General features: G+C 41.0%; 24 protein-coding genes. 12 read left to right on the top strand and 12 right to left on the bottom strand.

Annotated features, from left to right (window positions below; all coding sequences use genetic code 11):
* The first annotated feature begins 85 nt into the window (after nt 1-85).
* On the top strand, nt 86-1,657 hold the full coding sequence (rny, locus tag F7R58_RS04870; protein WP_158063822.1) for a ribonuclease Y: 1,572 nt from the start codon (nt 86-88) through the stop codon (nt 1,655-1,657).
* A gap of 298 nt (nt 1,658-1,955) precedes the next feature.
* Nucleotides 1,956-2,195 (top strand): hypothetical protein, encoded by a 240-nt coding sequence (locus F7R58_RS04875; protein ID WP_158063823.1) that lies wholly within the window; start codon nt 1,956-1,958, stop codon nt 2,193-2,195.
* A 407-nt stretch (nt 2,196-2,602) separates the two neighbouring features.
* On the opposite strand, the gene F7R58_RS04880 is transcribed toward F7R58_RS04875, so the two are convergent.
* Both F7R58_RS04880 and F7R58_RS04885 read right to left on the bottom strand, forming a co-directional pair.
* Complete coding sequence (locus F7R58_RS04880; RefSeq protein WP_158063824.1) at nt 2,603-3,133, bottom strand: hypothetical protein; 531 nt, start codon at nt 3,131-3,133, stop codon at nt 2,603-2,605.
* The gene (locus tag F7R58_RS04885) at nt 3,123-3,305 is read right to left on the bottom strand and encodes a hypothetical protein (protein WP_158063825.1); all 183 of its coding nucleotides are present in this window, start codon (nt 3,303-3,305) and stop codon (nt 3,123-3,125) included. The genes F7R58_RS04880 and F7R58_RS04885 overlap by 11 nt, the downstream gene beginning before the upstream one ends.
* A gap of 482 nt (nt 3,306-3,787) precedes the next feature.
* Between F7R58_RS04885 and F7R58_RS04890 the strand changes: the two genes are divergently transcribed.
* Entirely contained in the window at nt 3,788-4,591 is an 804-nt protein-coding gene (locus F7R58_RS04890; protein ID WP_158063826.1) for a hypothetical protein, read from the top strand.
* Nucleotides 4,592-4,726: 135 nt separating this feature from the next.
* On the opposite strand, the gene F7R58_RS04895 is transcribed toward F7R58_RS04890, so the two are convergent.
* From F7R58_RS04895 to F7R58_RS04900, 3 genes are all read right to left on the bottom strand, one after another.
* Complete coding sequence (locus F7R58_RS04895) at nt 4,727-5,461, bottom strand: hypothetical protein (RefSeq protein ID WP_158063827.1); 735 nt, start codon at nt 5,459-5,461, stop codon at nt 4,727-4,729.
* A 1,112-nt stretch (nt 5,462-6,573) separates the two neighbouring features.
* Nucleotides 6,574-6,714, bottom strand: coding sequence for a hypothetical protein (locus tag F7R58_RS12925; RefSeq protein ID WP_187695265.1), 141 nt, complete (start codon nt 6,712-6,714; stop codon nt 6,574-6,576).
* Between the two features lie 154 nt (nt 6,715-6,868).
* On the bottom strand, nt 6,869-7,336 hold the full coding sequence (locus F7R58_RS04900) for an acyl-CoA thioesterase (protein ID WP_158063828.1): 468 nt from the start codon (nt 7,334-7,336) through the stop codon (nt 6,869-6,871).
* A gap of 166 nt (nt 7,337-7,502) precedes the next feature.
* On the opposite strand from F7R58_RS04900, the gene lysM reads away from it, so the two are divergent.
* From lysM to F7R58_RS04915, 3 genes are all read left to right on the top strand, one after another.
* Nucleotides 7,503-7,973 (top strand): peptidoglycan-binding protein LysM, encoded by a 471-nt coding sequence (lysM, locus tag F7R58_RS04905; protein WP_158063829.1) that lies wholly within the window; start codon nt 7,503-7,505, stop codon nt 7,971-7,973.
* Between the two features lie 115 nt (nt 7,974-8,088).
* Complete coding sequence (locus tag F7R58_RS04910) at nt 8,089-8,439, top strand: arsenate reductase family protein (RefSeq protein WP_158063830.1); 351 nt, start codon at nt 8,089-8,091, stop codon at nt 8,437-8,439.
* 505 nt (nt 8,440-8,944) lie between these two features.
* Nucleotides 8,945-9,373: an Hsp20/alpha crystallin family protein gene (locus F7R58_RS04915; protein ID WP_158063831.1), complete on the top strand. Its 429-nt coding sequence runs from the start codon at nt 8,945-8,947 to the stop codon at nt 9,371-9,373.
* 68 nt (nt 9,374-9,441) lie between these two features.
* Here F7R58_RS04915 and gcvT read toward each other — a convergent pair whose 3' ends face one another.
* Both gcvT and idi read right to left on the bottom strand, forming a co-directional pair.
* A complete protein-coding gene (gene gcvT / locus F7R58_RS04920; protein ID WP_158063832.1) occupies nt 9,442-10,524 on the bottom strand; it encodes a glycine cleavage system aminomethyltransferase GcvT in 1,083 nt (360 codons plus the stop codon).
* A gap of 74 nt (nt 10,525-10,598) precedes the next feature.
* Nucleotides 10,599-11,108 (bottom strand): isopentenyl-diphosphate Delta-isomerase, encoded by a 510-nt coding sequence (gene idi / locus F7R58_RS04925; protein WP_158063833.1) that lies wholly within the window; start codon nt 11,106-11,108, stop codon nt 10,599-10,601.
* 204 nt (nt 11,109-11,312) lie between these two features.
* On the opposite strand from idi, the gene F7R58_RS04930 reads away from it, so the two are divergent.
* Nucleotides 11,313-12,272 (top strand): NAD(P)-dependent oxidoreductase, encoded by a 960-nt coding sequence (locus F7R58_RS04930; RefSeq protein WP_158063834.1) that lies wholly within the window; start codon nt 11,313-11,315, stop codon nt 12,270-12,272.
* Nucleotides 12,273-12,292: 20 nt separating this feature from the next.
* Here the strand turns inward: F7R58_RS04930 and mscL are convergent, their stop codons facing one another.
* On the bottom strand, nt 12,293-12,676 hold the full coding sequence (gene mscL / locus F7R58_RS04935) for a large conductance mechanosensitive channel protein MscL (RefSeq protein ID WP_158063835.1): 384 nt from the start codon (nt 12,674-12,676) through the stop codon (nt 12,293-12,295).
* Nucleotides 12,677-12,803: 127 nt separating this feature from the next.
* Here mscL and F7R58_RS04940 point away from each other — a divergent pair, with 127 nt between their 5' ends.
* The gene (locus F7R58_RS04940) at nt 12,804-14,309 is read left to right on the top strand and encodes an NAD(P)H-hydrate dehydratase (RefSeq protein ID WP_158063836.1); all 1,506 of its coding nucleotides are present in this window, start codon (nt 12,804-12,806) and stop codon (nt 14,307-14,309) included.
* A 30-nt stretch (nt 14,310-14,339) separates the two neighbouring features.
* On the top strand, nt 14,340-14,636 hold the full coding sequence (locus F7R58_RS04945; protein WP_158063837.1) for a hypothetical protein: 297 nt from the start codon (nt 14,340-14,342) through the stop codon (nt 14,634-14,636).
* A gap of 39 nt (nt 14,637-14,675) precedes the next feature.
* On the opposite strand, the gene lgt is transcribed toward F7R58_RS04945, so the two are convergent.
* Both lgt and yidD read right to left on the bottom strand, forming a co-directional pair.
* A complete protein-coding gene (lgt, locus tag F7R58_RS04950; protein WP_158063838.1) occupies nt 14,676-15,545 on the bottom strand; it encodes a prolipoprotein diacylglyceryl transferase in 870 nt (289 codons plus the stop codon).
* Between the two features lie 16 nt (nt 15,546-15,561).
* Entirely contained in the window at nt 15,562-15,804 is a 243-nt protein-coding gene (yidD, locus tag F7R58_RS04955) for a membrane protein insertion efficiency factor YidD (protein WP_158063839.1), read from the bottom strand.
* A 108-nt stretch (nt 15,805-15,912) separates the two neighbouring features.
* Between yidD and F7R58_RS04960 the strand changes: the two genes are divergently transcribed.
* Nucleotides 15,913-17,190, top strand: coding sequence for a replication-associated recombination protein A (locus tag F7R58_RS04960; protein ID WP_158063840.1), 1,278 nt, complete (start codon nt 15,913-15,915; stop codon nt 17,188-17,190).
* A 66-nt stretch (nt 17,191-17,256) separates the two neighbouring features.
* On the opposite strand, the gene F7R58_RS04965 is transcribed toward F7R58_RS04960, so the two are convergent.
* Both F7R58_RS04965 and F7R58_RS04970 read right to left on the bottom strand, forming a co-directional pair.
* Nucleotides 17,257-17,709 carry a hypothetical protein gene (locus F7R58_RS04965; protein WP_158063841.1) on the bottom strand — a complete coding sequence of 151 codons (453 nt, stop codon included), beginning with the start codon at nt 17,707-17,709 and terminating at the stop codon, nt 17,257-17,259.
* 93 nt (nt 17,710-17,802) lie between these two features.
* Nucleotides 17,803-18,228 (bottom strand): acyl-CoA thioesterase, encoded by a 426-nt coding sequence (locus F7R58_RS04970; RefSeq protein WP_158063842.1) that lies wholly within the window; start codon nt 18,226-18,228, stop codon nt 17,803-17,805.
* Between the two features lie 136 nt (nt 18,229-18,364).
* Between F7R58_RS04970 and dnaA the strand changes: the two genes are divergently transcribed.
* Together dnaA and F7R58_RS04980 are read left to right on the top strand one after the other, a co-directional pair.
* Nucleotides 18,365-19,822 (top strand): chromosomal replication initiator protein DnaA, encoded by a 1,458-nt coding sequence (gene dnaA / locus F7R58_RS04975; RefSeq protein WP_158063843.1) that lies wholly within the window; start codon nt 18,365-18,367, stop codon nt 19,820-19,822.
* Between the two features lie 86 nt (nt 19,823-19,908).
* A complete protein-coding gene (locus F7R58_RS04980; protein ID WP_158063844.1) occupies nt 19,909-20,370 on the top strand; it encodes a low molecular weight protein-tyrosine-phosphatase in 462 nt (153 codons plus the stop codon).

Consider the following 20,370-nt stretch of genomic DNA (forward strand, 5'->3'; position numbering starts at 1 on the left):
GTTTACTCTAAATCACTGAACTGTTGTGGGCTTTTTTTATTTCAAACATTTAAAATAACATATAACTAGACAAATAAAACGCAATATGACAACAACTGTTATTATCGTAGGCATTCTCGCACTGGTCATTGGGGCTGTGCTGGGTATGGTTTTTTCCCGAAGTTCACTGAACACCAAAGCCAGGTTCATTCTGGAAGATGCAAAGAAGAATGCCGAAAACGTTATAGAAACTGCTAATGTGAAAGCCGAAGCAGTACGCAAAGACAAGGAATCTCAGGCAAAAGTTAAATTCCTTGAGTTGAAATCGCAGCACGATTCTGAGATCCAGAGCCGTGAAAAGAAGATGCAGGATGCCGAGAAAAGAATCCGCGACAAAGAGCAAAAACTGAATGATGAACTCAGCAAGACAGGAAAACTTGAAAAAGACCTGGACAGACAGATTGCTGATTATGCGAAAAAGCACGAAATCCTGGAAAAGAAACAACAGGATCTTGATGCAGTGATCGCTCAGAAAGTAGAAATCCTCGAGAAAATTGCCAATTACAGTGCCGAAGACGCAAAAGCTGAACTGGTGGAAGCGATGAAGGCCGAAGCCAAAAGCCGTGCGCAGGCTCACGTACAGAGCATCATGGAAGAAGCGCAGCTTAACGCCAAGCAGGAAGCCAGAAAAATTGTCATTCAAACGATACAGCGTATCGGTACGGAACAGGCCATAGAGAATTCTGTATCTGTCTTTAATATTGAGTCAGACGAGATCAAGGGACGCATTATCGGTAGGGAAGGACGTAATATCCGTGCCCTTGAAGCTGCAACTGGAGTTGAAATTATTGTTGACGACACTCCCGAAGCAATCCTGCTCTCCTGTTTTGATCCGGTTAGGCGTGAAATCGCAAGACTGTCTCTGCACAGACTTGTAACAGACGGCAGAATTCACCCGGCAAGAATTGAAGAAGTGGTTGAAAAGACCAAGAAAATGATCGAAGAGGAGATCATTGAAGTAGGTAAGCGGACTATTATGGACCTTGGAATCCACGGACTGCATCCTGAATTGGTTAAAATCGTAGGACGTATGAAATTCAGGTCTTCCTATGGCCAGAACCTTCTTCAGCACTCCCGTGAAGTGGCCAATATTGCGGCAACAATGGCTGCAGAGCTTGGCCTGAATGTAAAGATGGCTAAAAGAGCAGGGTTACTGCACGATATAGGAAAGGTGCCGGAGCAGGAATCCGAGCTTCCACACGCACTGTTAGGAATGCAGTGGGCTGAGAAATATGGTGAAAATGCAGAGGTAGTGAATGCTATCGGTGCGCACCACGACGAAGTAGAGATGACTTCACTACTGTCGCCAATCATCCAGGTGGCTGATGCGATTTCAGGTGCCAGACCGGGCGCCAGACGTCAGGTGCTGGAGTCCTACATCCAGCGTTTAAAAGACCTTGAAGCTGCAGCTATGAGCTTTGACGGTGTTTCCAGCGCGTACGCCATCCAGGCTGGACGTGAACTTCGGGTAATGGTAGAAAGCAGCAAGGTGAATGACGATCAGTCCTCACAGCTGTCTTACGACATCTCCGAAAAGATCCAGAACGAACTTACCTATCCTGGTCAGGTACGGGTAACCGTAATCCGCGAAACGAGATCCGTGAATATTGCGAGATAAGTTAGAACAAAATATTTCAACAAATCAATCCTTTCTTAATTCAGAAAGGATTTGTTGGATCTTAACCCAACAGTAAGTTCTCTATTGATTTAAAGTAACTTGCCTACAATGCCTTATCCTTATGAGTACTCAATTTATTAAAAGAGATGTGTATTTGCTTCCGAACGGTTTTAAAATGGTTGGGGTCGCTGTAATCCTATTGTCAGTGGCTGATTTTATTCTCCAAACGCAAGGCTGGTTTCCAGATATTGAACATGACTTTAGGATCGCGGTCACTTTGTTATTAACTGGGCTGGCGTTGATAAATATTTCAAAGGAAAAAATTGAAGATGAACGAATAAAGAAGATTCGATACAGAACCTGGGCCTATTCTCTTCAAAGTATTATCGGACTTGTAGTCTTCGGACGGATTTTGAATTCCTTTCTGGAAGAGCCACTGGAATATTTCAACTCATCTTCAGCATTATTGATCGTAATCCTTACACTGAACCTGATTTATTTCTCAACCTATAAAGAACTGGATTACGATAAAGAATAACATCCCCGCTGCCGTGCGATTGCAGCGCGTGCACGATAATTCTAATATTATACATTAGTTTACGTATATCAATCCTGTTGAACCAGGATTGGTTTCCGTGGGGAGGATTACAGGTACAGCAATGCCATAGATTACGCGGATGGACAAGGCCTTTTGGCTGGATTAGTGGTTTTCCGGATATTTGATTTTTTTAGCTTTAAAAGTGGCCACACGATGCAATCGTGCGGCAGCGGTGGGAGCCTGCTAAAAATAGGGGCTAGATTGTACTGGCTTACCGATTGAATATTTACTTCATCAAGAATATTATTTAGCGGGTTACTGTTTCCGCTTCTATGGACAGAGGGATCAAACGTTGTTCCTTCCCGGCTCCACCACCAAACCGTTTCGCATTTTTATTAAAGTTGTCATTATTGTACGGTAAATTCTATTCTTCGGTCTGAATTCATACCCAATATATTTGTTTTTATTCCGTATCTATTGCATTTAGGAGAGCCTTGAAAATCTATCATATCTTCAGCAAACATAGAATAATTTCCTATTTTGTTTAGTTTCACTTTTATTTCCAATTCATAATTACCGTTGGAAGAATTATAGGCTACATTATGCCAGTTTTCTGCACCGTTTCTTTTACTCCCTTTTAAATAAACCACAGTATTACCATCAAAAAGATAGGTAGAACTGGCAGTATACCATGAGTTTGTATCCCCTGTTTTTTCATAAAGATTAATAGATGAGCCAAAGTAATCATTTTGAGCAGGAATAGTGAGTTTATAAATTATCTCCTCTCCCTGATTGTACGTTGGTTTTAAAGGGGTTATCGTAATTAAATCAGGCACGGGCACCGAAAAGTCATTACACTCTTCTTCTATGCCAGGGCAACTTTGTAGCATGGATAATATCAATGCCGCAAAAAACACTTTTAAAAACTTAGTAGCCATAATGTTGGAATAGTAAAATTTCAGTATGCTGCTCCGGTTTTTCATTTTCATTTGCTGCACGAGCAAGAAAATTGAAGTTATTATTAGGAACTTCTACCATCTCAATCAGTTCAGTACCTCGTTGACTATTCCACAAGAACAGTCCGTCACTTGCAAATAAATATTTTTTCATGGTGTGTTGTTTTTTAAATTTCAAATAAAAGTAATCTATTTTAATGTCGAAATGTTAAGAATGTTACTTTTTTAGCACGCTTACTTGAAACCGAAAGATCGAAAAAGGGGCTATTGCCAGCTGCCCTGCCGCAAAGCCTCCTGAGTGTGTGCCCACAAAATATATTATACTGTGTATAATCCAGCTGCAAAATCATATATTTGAAAAACATTCGCGATAAAAGCAAGTCCCTGTTGAAGCAGGATTGGTTTTCCTTTGGGAAGATTACAGGTACAGCAGAGCCATAGATTACGCGGACGGACAAGAACTTCTGGCTGGAATAGTGGTTTTTTATGATATGATTAGTATTAATGTGGCTACACGAGGCAATTGTGCGGCAGCGGGGGGATAGATAAATTGCTAGATTATTCTCACAACATAGGAACAAATACAAGGTCTTTATTTCATTGGCAATGGTTAATGGCGAGAAAAAATATTAAAAAATGAAAAAGTCAATTCTTATAGTCGTATTGCAATTAATTTTTACAAGTTGCAGCGCTCAGCATAAAGATATTATTATAAAACAAAAAAAACATCTTAAAATGAATATACCAAATATAACTAAAGAAAATATAGAAGTTCCTAACTTAAGTGATTTATTGAAAGCAGAGAATGAAAGAATATTTGAAAAAACTAAAGATTCTTCTAAGTTATTAAAAAAAAATGATAACGAATTAGTTCTTGAATACAATGATTTTGGTTACAAATATCAAGATGGCAAATTGGTCTTGATTGGAGGGAGGAAAGATGATGATATACAAAAAGCGATTCCAAGAAGAAAAGAACATTTTAATAGTGCAAAAGAATTTACCCAAAATTTGCAAACTACAATAGAGTTTTACCCTAATGAAAATGTTCATATGATAAGGCATCAGATTAATACGCCAAATGGTTATTATCCAGCTGGCAATTGGTATGTTTATGATGAATTTGGAAATCTATTACAGCATATTGATCACGAAAAGCATTTCAAAATGAGTTATTATGATGTTACAGAAATTGCGGACACTTATGATTATTCAACAATAAGAATTTCCAGAATCTTTGATGCCAATAAATCTTATTGGATAATCCAAATGAATGGCTTGCAAGACGAACCTATTGAGCCTAAAACAATTATTATTGATGATAAAACAGGGAAAATATTATTTGATATGAATCAAGAAAACTTTAATAATTTCCAGGGATTTGAACAGATGGAAACCTATGGTGAGAAGTTATATAAGAAGTTTAAATATAAGTTGTAAACTTCAGTGACAAAGCCCCAAAAAAGGCAAAAAACAGTAAAAGAAGAAATGTTTTTTTGATCATGATTTAAAAGTTTAAAATAAAACAAAGCTACTTTTTTTCAAAAAAAAACGCCCTGAGGCGTTTGTAATTATTTAAAAAATGTAGTACGTGAGTTTCATATTTGGATAATAAATTTCCCCTAAATAATCCAACCTATGGATAAATATTTTGTCTTGATATTCCCACTCATATTGGTAATGGGAAGTTTTTTCCTGAATTTTTTGGAAAGGTATATTAAAGATCGCTCCAAACTCATACTGATTTCTTGAACCGAAATTTACCCCAAAACCAAGATTTGCACTTAAAGTATAGGATTTTTCATCTAGGTTGGTATTATAAAAATTGGTATACAAAATAGGCTCGGAAAATTCAACATCTGTTCCTTCTCCGTTTCCTCTTGTTGAAACGATGACATTTAAATTATAATCGGCTCCTACACTCACTTCAAAAAATTTTTGCAGTTTAAAGGAGGGTAAGGTTCTTCTGTAGCCAACATGCATGGAAATCGTGCTGTATTTTTGCCCTATGTTATCTTTTAATTTATACGGTATTTCCTTTTCATTCAAATCATAATTAAATTCTATCGTTTTTCGGGAATGGTTTAGTTCTAATAAAAAAGCATTTTTTTCATCCATATATTTTAACAACTTTACTCCGATATTGCCAGAAATAGGTGAATTAAACTTAAAATGATTTTCATCTGTGTCATATTTATTACTGTAAATATTAACCCCACCTCCTATATGCACACCTAATGAATAAGAGGATTGTGTGTAAAAAAGGGTGACTGCACAATAAAAAAAACAAAGAGTCAGATTTTTTTTCATTTTTGATATTTTGTAAATCAAAGATAGAAAGGTAATGCGACAAAAAGTGTCGTGTTTAAATTTTATAGTTATGTTGTTGTGTAAGCTCCTCCCGCTGCCGCGCGATTGCATTGCGTGCACGATAAGTCTAATATTATACATTAGCTTATGTGCATCAAAATCCTGTCGAAGCAGGATTGGTTTTCCGTGGGGAAGGCTTACAGGTAGAGCAGTGCCCCGGGTTACGCGGATGGACGAGGACATATAAATTCGGCACAGATGCGGGAATTTCTAATAGAGGCTATAGGGATTATCGGTATGATTCCAAAATGGACAAGATTGTTACAAGTATCCTAATTTGTACAAATATGAAGTAAATTATCCATTATTTTGTTTAAAATAGAACCAAAGTCTATCTTCATAGTTGCTAGACTTTATCTTTGTTAAAAATTTAATTTATGAAAAGAGTAATTTATTTATTAGTAATACTTTCTGCGTTGGATTGCGGTTTTTTTTAATCCGAAAAAGTTCGAAGCTTCCTACAAGTAGGACTGGCAAGAGTAATTGTTACCGTAAAACCGGGCTTTGAAGATGATGTAGCAGAAATTTGGAAAGAGGCGGCAAATGAGTTCAAGGCCTAATATTTATATTGGAAAGGATATTACTCATAGGAATGCAAAAAAAAATGTGTGAGAATATATAATAGATAAAAAATCATGCTTACAAATCATGTCTGAGAATATTATTAATAAGATAGGAAAATATGTATGGAAAACGAGGATATTGGATTTTTGGTATTGGGAATATATATATTAATAATAATACTAATCAAAATAATTTTTAAAAGAATTTATATTCCAAAATTAATTATTTTTTCAATGGTATTATTTTTATTATTAAGTTTCAGTTTTGGTATTTATATGCATTTGATTAATAAAAATGAAAAATATGAAGGACTTATTTATTTTTTTTATGCAATCGAAATAAATATATATTATGTAGTGCTAAGTATAACATCCTTATTATTATTTAATTTTTTTAAAAAATCGTAGAAAAATAAAATTTGCCCGAGTATCAGTGTATAGCAGAAAAATAGTAAATAGCTGACTTTTTGGCCCCCCGCTGCCGCGCTGTTACATCGCGTGCACAATCAGTATAATTTTATACATCAGCTTGTGTATATCAATCCTGTTAAAGCGGGATTGGTTGTCCGTGGGGAGGATTACAGGTACAGCAATGCCATAGATTACGCGGACGGACAAGGACTTCTGCATGAAATAGGGGTTTGCCGGATGTAGCTTTAAAAAGTGGTGGGTGTTTTAAAGGAAAGTAAATTGTCCTCTGAAAATTTCTGAGCTTTGAGGGCTCAAAATTTTCAGAATAACTTTTCAACTTACACAGGTTGTGGGATGCTACCCCCGTTCTCAACTAAAGAAACGGCTTCATCTCATCCTCAATCTGCTGCCTCAAATCCATCAACCGTATGGCGTAGGCCTCATTCTGCTTTTCCTTTTCGGTTTCGGGAACCCATTTGGTCACCGGTAGCTTCTTTCCGTTTTCATCCACAGCCACAAACACGATGATGCAGTGCGTTTTCTTGTCGAAATCCGGTTGCTTAAGATTCCTGGAAAATACGTTGATGGAAATATGCATGCTTGAAGTTCCTGTGTAAATGACCTGGGCTTCCACCTTTACAATCTCACCAATCTTGATTGGTTCATAAAACCTTATACCGCCTACATACACAGTTACCGAATAATTTCCGCTCCAGGTGGTTGCGCAGGCATAGCCGGCCTGGTCTATCCACTTCATTACGCTGCCGCCGTGCACGTTGCCGCCGTAGTTAACGTCACTGGGCTCGGATATGAACTGAAAACTGATAGGAGTGTTTACCATAATTCAATATTTAATTTAAAGTTAATGATTAAACCGGCTGGTAGTCCCGTAAATAGACAGTTTTCCTCCAAGTTTAACACCTTATTAACGATATTAAGCATAGAAGTTGATAAGTACAGCATGCTGAAGATAGACTTTGGTATTTAACATTAAAATATTACAAACAATGGGTTTAGGATCATTTTTAAAAAACGTAGGTGAGAAAATTTTTGGCGGTGGCGAAAAGCCGGAAGAACAGGCATTGAAGGTGAAGAATCATGTGGCCAAATATGGTTTCGATATTTCGGCACTTACTTTTACGGTGGCCGATGATAAGGTGACCATCCAGGGTGAGGCAAAGAACTGGGACGAGAAAGGAAAAATTTATGTAGCGGCCGGAAATGTGGAAGGTATTGACGGTGTAAATGACCGGATGACGGTTAAGGCTGCACCTGTTGCAGCTCAGACGCCGGCACCTGCCGCAGCAGCTGTTCAGCCGAAATTTCATACTGTCCAGAGTGGCGACACATTATCAAAAATTGCAAAGGAAGTTTATGGTGATGCGAATGCCTATAACAAAATTTTTGAAGCCAATAAGCCAATGCTTTCAGATCCCAATAAAATTTATCCGGGTCAGGTTCTGGTAGTTCCACAGTAGGGATATTTAAAATCTTATGAAAAGCATCCTTTTTTTTCGCGAAATGGGTGCTTTTTTAATGAAAATTTTCCATTATTTTTCCCGCCGCGCATTTATTTTTTATTATATTAGCAAGATGAAAAAAGTTTTTTACCTTAAAACCTGCGATACCTGCCTGAAAATCCTGAAAAAATTTAATTTGAAAGATTGGGAACTTCGCGAGATTAAGATAAATCCAATTACAGAAGAAGAGGTGGAGCAGATGCATAAGCTTGCCGGCTCTTATGAAGCTTTTTTCAGCAAAAAATCCAATCAGATCAAACTTCGTGAACTTGACCCCAAGAAGCTTACTGAAGAAGATTATAAAGAACTCATACTGGATCACTACACTTTTCTTAAGCGTCCCGTTTTCATGACGGACACCGAGATTTTCATAGGCAACGACAAGAAAAACCTTGAGGCCTTAAGGTCTTATTTTGCCGATTAATGTGAAATTGCTGTGGCTGATATTGGTGATCACCGGTATTTCGGTCGCTGCCCAGAGTGTTTACCGAACTCCCTCGGGTACAAAGTACCATCTCTCTAATTGCCGAATGGTCAGGAATGTTTCCTCTGTTTCGGGCATTGAAAATGCGCTTCGGAGCGGACTGACTCCATGCAGAATTTGCCGGCCGCCATACCGCCAGATCTCCGGAATAAAATCACTGCCGAAAAAGGTTTCAGGAACCAATTCCGCCAGCCGCTGCCGAGGGACTACCCAGGCAGGAACGCGCTGCAAGCGCAAAACAAGGATCGGTAATGATTTCTGTTTTCAGCATGTGCGTTAAAGTGACAAATTTTCACAGAATTTTTTTAAAATTGTGACTGATTTCTGACATAAATACCTGGTGTTCAGTATAAACTGTAAAAATGTCCGCAGATTATTGCGGGCATTTTTTTTGTGTCCTCTTCGGTATAATTACTTGATGTCTAACCCAAAAAATTGATGTATCATGTCTAATCTTATCAGAAGAAACAGCTTTTTTGATGATTTCATTACCAGAGATCTTTTCGATTTCAACAGACAAAGATTTTCACCTTCCGAGAACACATTACCTTCGGTAAACGTGCTGGAACAGAAGGATGCATTTGAAATACACGTTGCGGCGCCGGGAATTAAGAAAGAGAATTTCATGATTGACCTGGAGCGAAATGTATTGACGGTAAGCAGCGAAACACGTGAAGAACATTCGGAAAAGGATGAAAGCGGTTCCTTTACCAGAAGGGAGTTCAATTACAGTTCTTTCAGCCGATCTTTCACCTTGCCGGATAATGTGGCTCCCGAGAATATTGAAGCAGCGTATGAAGACGGTATCCTGAAGATTACCGTTCCGAAAAAGGATGTTACGATGGAGAATATTAAATCCATTGAGATTAAATAGATTTACGCAGGAAACAAAAGCGCCGCCCGGAATTTTTCCGGGCGGCGCTTTAAATTCAGCAGAAGAACCTAAACGAAAGGTGTCTTCACAACTTTAGCAGGTATATTCTTGTTCCTGATCTGTATATAGATATCCGTTCCTGTCTTGTAATGTGGTTTGTCCACATAGGCCAGGCCAATTCCTGTTGATTTCATTGGGCTCATGGTTCCGGAGGTCACCCGGCCAATCACATTGCCTTCCGCATCTACTACGGGATAGTCATGTCTTGGGATGGCTCTTTCCTGCATCTCGAAACCAACAAGTTTTTTGGTAATTCCTTCTTCTTTCTGTTTTGCAAGCCGCTCCTTATCCACAAAATCCTTGTCGAATTTGGTAATCCAGCCAAGCCCCGCTTCCAAAGGTGATGTAGTGTCATCAATATCGTTACCGTATAAGCAGAATCCTTTTTCAAGGCGTAAAGTATCTCTGGACGCCAGTCCGCAGGGAATAAGACCAAACTCTTCACCAGCCTCTGTTAAAGACTCCCAGATCTTCACCGCATCACCGTTTCTGAAGTAGATCTCAAAACCTCCGCTTCCGGTATATCCCGTGTTGGAAATGATTACGTCCTGCACTCCTGCAACTGTTCCCTCGGTAAAATGGTAGTAAGGCAGATCTGCAAGGTTGGTATCGGTAAGTTTTTGAAGTGTTTCAGCAGCCTTAGGACCCTGCACGGCGATAAGCGACATATCGTCTGATGCGTTGGTCAGTTTTGCACCGAAACGCCCGTTATGCTTTACAAGATGATTCCAGTCCTTTTCAATATTGGAAGCGTTCACCACAACGAAATATTTCTCATCTGCCATTTTGTAGATGATCAGATCGTCCACAATCCCTCCATTGCCGTTCGGCAGGCAGGTGTATTGCGCTTTACCCGTTTCCAGTGTATCTAAATTATTGGTAGTTACATATTGTAACAAATCTTTAGCTGTCGGTCCCTCAACGAAAATCTGACCCATATGGGACACATCGAAAATCCCAACCTTTTCGCGCACTGCAAAATGTTCTTCCGTAACACCGGAATATTGTACAGGCATATCAAATCCTGCAAAAGGTACCATTTTCGCTCCTAGTGACACATGCTTGTCAAACAGCGCAGTTCTTTTAGTCATTGCTTAATTATTTAATTCAGATTATTCATATTCGGTCGCGGAAATCCCTACCTATTCCGCCATTTCTTAAAAAGTTACAGATGGTGTTTGTATTCTTCCAGGATTATTTTGAACCATTCCGTAAACTGGTTCGGATTGGCCTGCATTTCCATATCGAGCTTTTCCATTGTAATAAATCGTGTTGCGCTCACCTCATCTTTATTTGGATGAATTTCTCCATTGTAAGTACCTGTGAAAACATAATCAAGCTCATGTTCCCAAAGATTCTGACCAACATCGGCCTTATAAATAAAATGAAACTTTTCTGCAAGAGTGGTTTGTATTCCCAATTCTTCCCTCATCCGTCGCTGTGCGCCTTCCAGATATGATTCCTCCAGTCGGGGGTGGGAACACACCGCATTGGTCCACTGGTCAGGCGAATGGTATTTTCCTGAAGCCCTGCGCTGCAGCAACATTTCACCTTTATCATTAAAGAGGAAAACCGAGAAAGCACGGTGCAGAATACCGTTTTCATGAGCTTTCATCTTTTCCATGGTTCCCAAAACCTCATCCTTTTCAGAAACCAGCACAACATGTTCTTCCATCCTTACAAATTTAGGACATATAAGGCGATTGGGGAAATATTTAAATATAATTTAGCAGTTGGAGTACTGGGCAACAGTAATTATTGTAAAATTGTAGGCGAATCTGAACCCGGCAGCATTTTTAAGGTTTTAAAATTGACAGAGTTTAATTGCAGGGAAGTCATCTTTCAAAGCCTGCTCCCCAACCGGATATTTAATACGACTATGAAAATATTAGCTAATGACGGACTGGATCAGTCCGGGATTGATATTTTGGAATCCAAAGGTTTCCAGGTAATCACAGAAAAGATCCCACAGGATTTCTTATCAGAATACATCAACGCAAACAGCATCCGCACCTTAATTGTACGCAGCGCTACGGAGGTGCGGCGTGAACTTATTGACCGCTGTCCTACGCTGGAGATCATTGGGCGGGGAGGTGTAGGCATGGACAATATAGATGTGGATTATGCGAGGCAAAAAGGGATTCATGTCATCAATACACCTGCTGCTTCTTCCGAATCGGTTGCGGAACTGGTTTTTGCCCATCTCTTTTCGGGATGCCGCTATCTTCAGGACTCCAACCGGCAGATGCCTGTAAGTGGACATACGCACTTTTCTCAACTTAAGAAATCCTATGAAAAAGGCATTGAGCTTCGCGGAAAGACCATCGGCATTATTGGTATGGGCCGGATTGGTCAGGAAGTAGCCCGTATTGCACTTGGCCTGGGAATGCGCGTTATAGCTGCCGACAGTAATGTGGGCAGAGCCAGCATCAAAGTCAAATTTTACAACAGCCAGTTTATCAATGTGGATATTGAAACCGAGCCACTGGATGGAGTCCTGCGCCACGCAGACTTTATTACCTTGCATGTTCCGGGTCAGGCAGGCGGTTTTGTGATTGGTGATAAGGAATTCGGCATAATGAAGAAGGGTGCGGCAGTAATCAACTGTTCGCGCGGAGGTGTGGTAGATGAGGAAGCTTTGCTTCGGGCACTTGATTCCGAGAGGATCAGGTTTGCGGGCCTGGATGTATTCGCAGATGAGCCTACTCCGTCACAGGCTGTACTCAGTCATCCGGCCATATCATTAACGCCTCATACGGGAGCATCCACGCTGGAAGCACAGGACAGAATTGGTCTGTCCCTGGCCCAGCAGATTTGCAGTATACTTCAGGTTCCCTAATTACTACGGAAGCAGGTGTATTACTGGTTGGTGCTTTTTTCCTTCAGTAAATCCCTGATTTCGGTGAGCAGCTGTTCTTCCTTCGTTGGTCCTGGCGCCGCGGCCGGCGTTGGGCGTGTTACCTTGTTGGCTGCCTTAATGAGCCAGAACAACACCATTGCGATACACAGAAAGCTGATGCCTGCCGACAGGAAACTGCCGTATTTTACACCATTCCATGAGAGCTGTGCGATGTTTTCCGCATTTACCGCTTCCAGGGTTGGATTCAGTATAAGTGGTGTGATGACATCTTCCACCAAAGAGGTTACGATTTTTCCAAACGCAGCGCCTATGATTACACCCACTGCCAAATCCATCACATTTCCTTTGAATGCAAATTCTTTAAATTCCTGTATAAAGCCCATAATTTAAGTTTTTATTCACTCAAATTTAATGAAATATTACTGAGAACAACCATGTTTCAGATAAGTTGAAAGATTCATTTCCTAAATTTTTACTTTTAAATCATTATTTTTAGATATTCAAATTATAATGAAAATTTTCTCGGCAAACCAGATCAGGAAGTGGGACCGTTTTACCATTGAGAATCAAAAGATATCATCACTTCAGCTAATGGAGCGTGCTGCGAAGTCCTGTACTGCCTGGATCATCAACCGTTTTGGAAGCAGTGTGGAATACTGCGTACTCTGCGGACCCGGAAATAACGGAGGCGATGGTCTTGCTGTCGCACGTTTACTTAACGCTGAAGGTACTGCAGTCACTGTATTTGCAGATTTGCAAAGCTCATTTAAAACCGAAGATGCCAGGTCTAACTTAAAAGCGCTGCAACAGGAATCTGCTGTAACTATAAGTGATCTGAACAAATTCCCGAATGTCTGGCTGGATGGGAGTGTAATCTTTATCGATGCACTTTTTGGTGCCGGTTTCAGTGGAAATCTTGGAGGCGTTTATAGGAGCGCTGTCCTTAAATTAAATGCGCTCGACAACATGAAGGTATCAGTTGATCTGCCATCCGGTCTGGGTGCCGACGAATATTCCGGTCCTGATTCTGTGGTTGTCAGCGCAGATTATACACTCACTTTTCAATCGCAGAAAAAGACTTTTCTACACACTGAGACCGGAACTTTTTGCGGTAAGGTTGTCGTACTGGATATAGGTCTGTCCAAAGATTTTTATGAGGCCGAAACCTCTGAGCAATTTACGGTGGATGAGCAATTAATACGTAGATCCTTCCATCGAAGAAGTTCCTTTTCAAATAAGGGCGATTTTGGAAAAAGCCTGATCGTTGCCGGAAGTTACGGTAAGACCGGTGCTGCGGTGCTCGCGGTACGGGGTGCGTTAAGGACTGGGAGCGGCATTACGGTATCGGCCGGACCTTCCTGCGGATATAACATTCTGCAGACTGCATGTCCTGAAGCAATGTTTGAAGCCTTTGGCACCACTCATCTCACAGCTTTTAAAGCCGGTGAAGACACCGTGGTTGGTGTGGGTCCCGGTCTGGGCAGACATCCGGAAACTGCAGCGGCACTGCGTGACTTTTTACATAGATGGCGTAAGCCGCTGGCATTGGATGCAGATGCCCTCAATATTCTGGCTGAAAATCCGGAATTTCTCCGATTGCTTCCCGCCCAAAGCATCATTACCCCGCATCCCCGGGAATTTGAACGTCTGTTCGGCAAGACTTCCGACTCTTTCAATCGTACCTCTTTAGCCAAACAAATGGCGGCAGAACTGAATATCTGCATTGTATTAAAAGACCATCATACGCAGGTCATCACATCCAGCGGAGAGGTGTATTATAACACTTCCGGTAACGCCGGTATGGCCAAGGGTGGTAGTGGAGATGTTCTTTTGGGAATGATTACAGCACTTTTGGCTCAGAAATACAGCCCGGAACAGGCAGCTGTACTGGGCGTGTGGATTCATGGAAAAGCCGGAGATCTGGCAGCCGAAAAAAAGTCGCAGGAAGCCATGCTGGCTACTGATCTGCTTGATGAAATCGGCAATGTTTTTCTGGCTTTGGCAAGTGAGGTGTGAATTTTGATACTGCTTCAGAAAAAAATTGAAATGAAATTAGTAAAGCTTTTATTTTCAGCGTTTGTAACAACCGCACTATGGTCATGTGCTGCCAGTGGTGCTGCTAAAACAGCCACTGTAACGCGGGACTGCACCGGAACATATCTTCGCGTGGACTCGAAGGACTGGCTGGTTTGCAATGCAGAAATCCTCAGCAGGCATCAAGAAGGTGCAGTTGTAAATGCGAAATTTATAAAAACAGATCAGTGTCCCGAATTTGCAGACAAGATTTTTTGCATGATGTATCATGAAAATGAAGGATTGATCCGGATTACAGAACTGAAGTAGTTTTATAAAAAATGCCTCCCGATATGAGAGGCATTTATTTTAATCAGGCTTTTCATTTTCGGCCTGTGTGATCCTGTTCTTTTGCGAGTACCACATAATCACTGCTCCGGCAATCATAAATGGGATAGACAGTACCTGTCCTGTATTTAATCCCGCAAACTGGATGAATTCGTCGCCCTGAGGTTCTTTCAGGAATTCTACGAAGAACCTGATGGCCCAAAGCAGTATAAAGAACAGTCCGAATAACCATCCTTGCTGGTATTTGCGGTTGGTATAACGGTAGAGTACCCAAAGGAGGATGAAAAGCAGCACATAACCGGTAGCTTCAAACAGTTGGGTAGGATATCTGGGTACAATTGCGCCATACTCCGTACTTTGCTGCGGAAACAGCACTGCAAAAGGTGAGTTTTCCGGTGCCGGCTTGCCGATGATTTCAGAATTGAAGAAATTCCCTATCCTCACAAAAGCTCCCCCGATGGCAACTACAATTGCAATCCTATCGAAAACCCAAAGCGGGTTCTTCTTAATAATTTTGTAAGAATAATACAAGGTAGTAAGAATTACGGCAATGGTTGCACCATGACTGGCAAGACCAGAGAAACCGGTGAATTTAAATTCCGGAACAGTCTGAATCGGAAGGAATACCGACCAGAAATCCTGCCTGAAAAGCTCAGGCTGATAAAAAACAACATGCCCGATTCTTGCACCCAGGATGGTACCTACCAAAGTCCAGGTGAATACTGGTTCCACATATTTCAGGTTTACATTATCAATCCTATACATCTTAGTCATCAGGTAATAGCCCAGGCCGAAGGCAATCACAAACATCAGGCTGTAATAGTGCAGGGTTATCGGTCCCAAATGAATTCCTGTAGATGGGTCCCAGGTTGTGTATAAAAGTGTAAGCATATTTTTTATCGTTTATTTATTTTTTTGGTGGCACGGGATCATAACCTTCGCCTCCCCACGGGTGACATCTTGCAATCCTTTTTGCGCCCAGCCAAAGGCCTTTGAAAACTCCGTGTACCTGCAGTGCTTCAGCCATGTACTGTGAGCATGTAGGCTCGTAGCGGCAGTTTTTGGGCAGTAATGGTGATATAAACCACTGATAAAAACGGATCAGCAGGAGTAAAGGGAAGGTAGTGATTTTGTTAAAGTTCAACTTCAAAGCAGTGCAAAAATACTTTAATTAATCAACAGACTGAAATTTTTGAAACCTTTGTGAAGAATTCCTTTTTGGTGAGAATCATTAACTTTGAAACTTAATTAACAATTTATGAATGCAAATGCACCGCTGGCCGAAAAAATGCGCCCCCAGAATCTGGATCAGGTGCTGGGTCAGGAGCATCTTACAGGCCGGAACGGCGCCATCCGCAAAATGCTCAGGAATGACACACTGAATTCACTGATTTTTTGGGGTCCTCCGGGCACCGGCAAGACAACGCTGGCTGAAATAATTTCCCTTCAGTCGGGGCGGAAATTCTTTAAACTTTCGGCAGTATCCAGCGGAGTGAAAGATGTCCGTGAAGTTATTGATGAGGCGAAGAAGCAGAATCTTTTTTCAGGTAAGTCACCAATTCTCTTTATTGACGAGATTCACCGATTCAACAAATCCCAGCAGGACTCACTTCTGCATGCGGTAGAAAAAGGCTGGATCGTTCTTATAGGTGCTACTACGGAGAATCCCAGTTTTGAAGTTGTTTCAGCATTACTTTCCAGGTCACAGGTCTACGTATTAAAATCACTGACCTACGAAAAGCTTGAGGAGTTGGCAGAAACCGCGCTTCATAATTATAATGTGGAACACGGTACGCATTTCAGTATTTCGGCAAACGAAGCATTCATAAAATATTCCGGTGGTGATGCCCGTAAACTCATCAATTCGGTTGAAAATGTGCTGAACAGTTTCCTGAACAGCGGCAAGTCTGATATATCCAATGATGATGTACTGGAAGTTCTGCAGGAAACCATGGCGCTGTATGATAAAAATGGTGAGCAGCATTATGATATTATATCGGCCTTTATTAAATCCATGCGCGGTTCGGATCCCAATGCAACCGTTTATTGGCTGGCAAGAATGCTGGTAGGTGGCGAAGATGTAAAATTCATTGCGCGCAGAATGCTTATTCTGGCAGCCGAAGATATCGGACTGGCAAATCCCAATGCCCTCGTGATCGCTAACAACTGTTTTCAGGCGGTGAATGTGATTGGCAATCCCGAAGCGAGGATTATCCTCAGTGAAACCGCCGTATATCTGGCAGTTTCACCCAAGAGTAATTCTACCTATACTGCAATCAATGAAGCCATGGCTTTTGTGAAGAAAACCGGTGACCTGCCCGTTCCTCTGCATTTGCGCAATGCGCCCACTAAGCTGATGAAGGAAATGGATTATGGCAGGGATTATGACTATGCGCATTCACATCCCGGTAATTTTGTGGACCTTGAATTTTTGCCGGCGGAAATTTCAGGCACACAGTTCTATAAACCGGGAAATAATTCCACTGAAAATAAAATTGAGTCCGAACTCCAAAGGAAATGGAAAGGGAAGTATTGAATCCGGCTGTAGGGCATGAAAAAAGCGCCCATTGAGGACGCTGACTTTTACCTTAAGAAATAGAGGTTACTTAAGTGCCGAGGCGGAAGTACTTTTCGGTGTAGTCGAGATGGAAAGCATTTTCTTACCGTTTACCTCAGTGACTTCCATATGTTCCAGAACATTACCCAATACAATAAGATCTGTATTGCTGATGATATTACCGTCAAAGTTAACGGGTGAGTTATCTGCAAGCTTGAAACCCTGGTTCAGTTCTTTCAGCGAAATTCTGTCGTAATAGTTTTCTTTTACTTTCACTGCGGTAATACCGTTAGCCGCCAGGCTCTCAAAGCTCTTAAGATTTTGCGGCAGGTTTCCGCTTTTATAGTTATTTGTAGTCTGAATATTCTTTTTATCCTGTGCAACAAGGCTGCTGGAGGCCAGCATTCCGTCTACAAGAACCACAGGCTTGCCTGAATTTTGCTGGGCAAAAGCAGTAGCTGAAGCAAAAATGGCGAAGAAGTAAAATAATTTTTTCATAAGCTTTGATTTATTTCTTTTACAAAAATAGTAAAACAATTGATTTATTAGATTATTTGTGCAAAAATTAATGCGATTGCCGCATTGTAGCCGTTAATCGGTATTTTGTTCGTCTTTCCAGTGATTTAGAATTAGCTGCATCAGAAAATCGGGACATTTTACAATTTTATTTCTTGCCGAATCCAGAAAAAAAAGAGTTGTGCTGGCTTCAGAAATCCGTTCACCCTCCTCGCCAAAAATCTCATATTCAAATTCGATTCTGACTCCCGGAATTTTTTTCACGTAAGTGTGGATGGTCAGAATTTGGTCATATCTTGCAGGTTGCAGATATTTAATTTTGAACTCAGAAACAGGCAGCCAGATTCCCCGCTTTTCAATCTCATCGTACGACATTCCGATACCTCGGAAAAGTTCCACGCGGGCCACTTCCAGGTATTCGGCATAGTTGCCGTAGTACACATATTTCATAGGGTCAGTATCAGCGTAACGTACTCGTAATGTGTTAGTTGAGTGTATCATTAAGGGGCTTCTTTTAGACATACAAATATATTTTTTAATAATCAAGGGTACAACAGTTTTTTTTTAATGATTAAATTATCCATCTTTGCTTTCCCGATAAAAATTAATAACAAGAGGCCTAATTGAAGTTGAACAAATGAATGAAAATTTAGTACTGATTTGGGAGAAATGCCTCCAGTTTATGAGGGACAATCTCAACGCTGCCGAAGACTCTTCCAACCTGAAAAAGCTCGAGAATTCTTTCGATTTACTTTTTGATAAGGTTCAGCCGGTTTCCCTGGTTGATAACAATCTTACATTGATGGTTCCGAGCGATTTCTACAAGGAATATATTGAGGACAATTACCTGTCCCTTCTTTCGGCTGCTCTCAAAAAGTACATCGGGAAAGGCGTAAAACTGTGGTACCAGGTAATGGAAAACAGGCCTGCCGGAAAGGAAAAGCCAATTACGGTAAATGTAAAAGGCAAATCCACGCCGGCACCAAAGCCGCAGGAAACAATGCCTCAGCATTTTTCATCGGACAAAATTGTTAATCCTTTTGTGGTGCCCGGCATCCAGAAGATTAATATCGACTCCAACTTAAAGGCCGACTTTTCTTTTGACAGTTATGTGGAAGGTGAAAGCAATAAATTTGCCTCCACCGTGGCAAAATCAATTGCCAAAAGACCGGGTGCAACCGCTTTTAACCCACTTTTTCTGCACGGAGGTTATGGTGTGGGAAAAACCCACCTTGGCCATGCCATCGGTCTCGAAGTGAAAAATTCACTGCCGGACAAAGTGGTTCTCTACCTTTCGTCCGAGAAATTTATACAGCAGTTCGTTTCTGCCGCCAAAGCGCACAAACAGACGGAGTTCGCCAATTTTTACCAGATGGTGGATGTCCTGATTATTGATGATATCCAGTTTCTGTCGGGGAAATCGGCTACACAGGACAGTTTCTTCCACATCTTCGACTATCTCCATCAAAACGGTAAACAGATCGTACTGACTTCTGACCGCGCACCTGTGGATATTATGGATATCCAGGAACGTATTGTTTCCCGTTTTAAATGGGGTCTTACCGCCGAGATTAAAGCGCCGGATTTTGACACGCGCAGAAAGATCATCATCGACAAACTGAGCCGCGACGGTATTGAACTGTCTGATGATATGCTGGATTTCCTGGCCAATGAAGTGAAGAGCAGCGTGCGGGACCTGATTGGTGTGATAAACTCTGTAATCGCTTACTCCACCATTTATAAATCGGATCTCACCCTGGAACTGCTGAAGGAAACCATCAGCAAGATTTCATCCACCAAGAAGAAAGTCATCAATATTCCTTATATTCAGGAGGTGGTTTGCGAATATTTCGGCATAGAGCGCGATCAGCTTCTCTCCAAAACAAGAAAGCGTGAGATTGCCTTACCCAGACAGCTTGCCATGTATTTTGCCAAGGAATATACCAATGCCACATTCACCAAAATTGGTGAGGAAATGGGTGGTAAAGACCATTCCACAGTAATGTATGCCTGCGATACGATTAAGGATGTATCGAAGATTGACAAAGAAATTAAGAAATATGTAAAGGAGCTTACGGAAAAATTAAAGCATTAAGATTTTTGCCGTACTCATAGAATAATAACCCTTTCAACTTTTAATCCAGCTGAAAGGGTTTTTTTTAAATTTAAAACATAAAATTCATGAAAATTCTAGTCGTATGTTTGGGAAACATCTGCCGCAGTCCTTTGGCTGAGGGAATCCTGGCGTCTAAACTGCCGGAACATTTTGTGGTCGATTCAGCTGGAACAATTTCGCTGCATGAAGGTGAACAGCCGGACAAGCGTGCGGTCGCTGTCGCTCATAAATATGGAATTGATATCTCCGCACAAAAGTCAAGACCCATTACGCCGCACGATTTTCAGATCTATGATTACATTTTCTGCATGGACAGGACCGTACTTCACGACGTAATTGAACTCACAGACAGTGAGGAAGAGAGAAACAAAGTATCACTTTTTCTTGAAGCTGCCGGTATGGATGTAAATAATTGTGAAGTTAAGGATCCTTACTGGAGTGATGCTGAGGGCTTCCGCGAAACTTTTGAACTCTTGAACCAGGCTTCCGAAGCGATCTGTAATAAACTTACCTCTAAAGCAAAGTAA

The sequence above is a fragment of the Chryseobacterium sp. genome, from assembly GCF_008831505.1.
Lineage (GTDB): Bacteria > Bacteroidota > Bacteroidia > Flavobacteriales > Weeksellaceae > Marnyiella.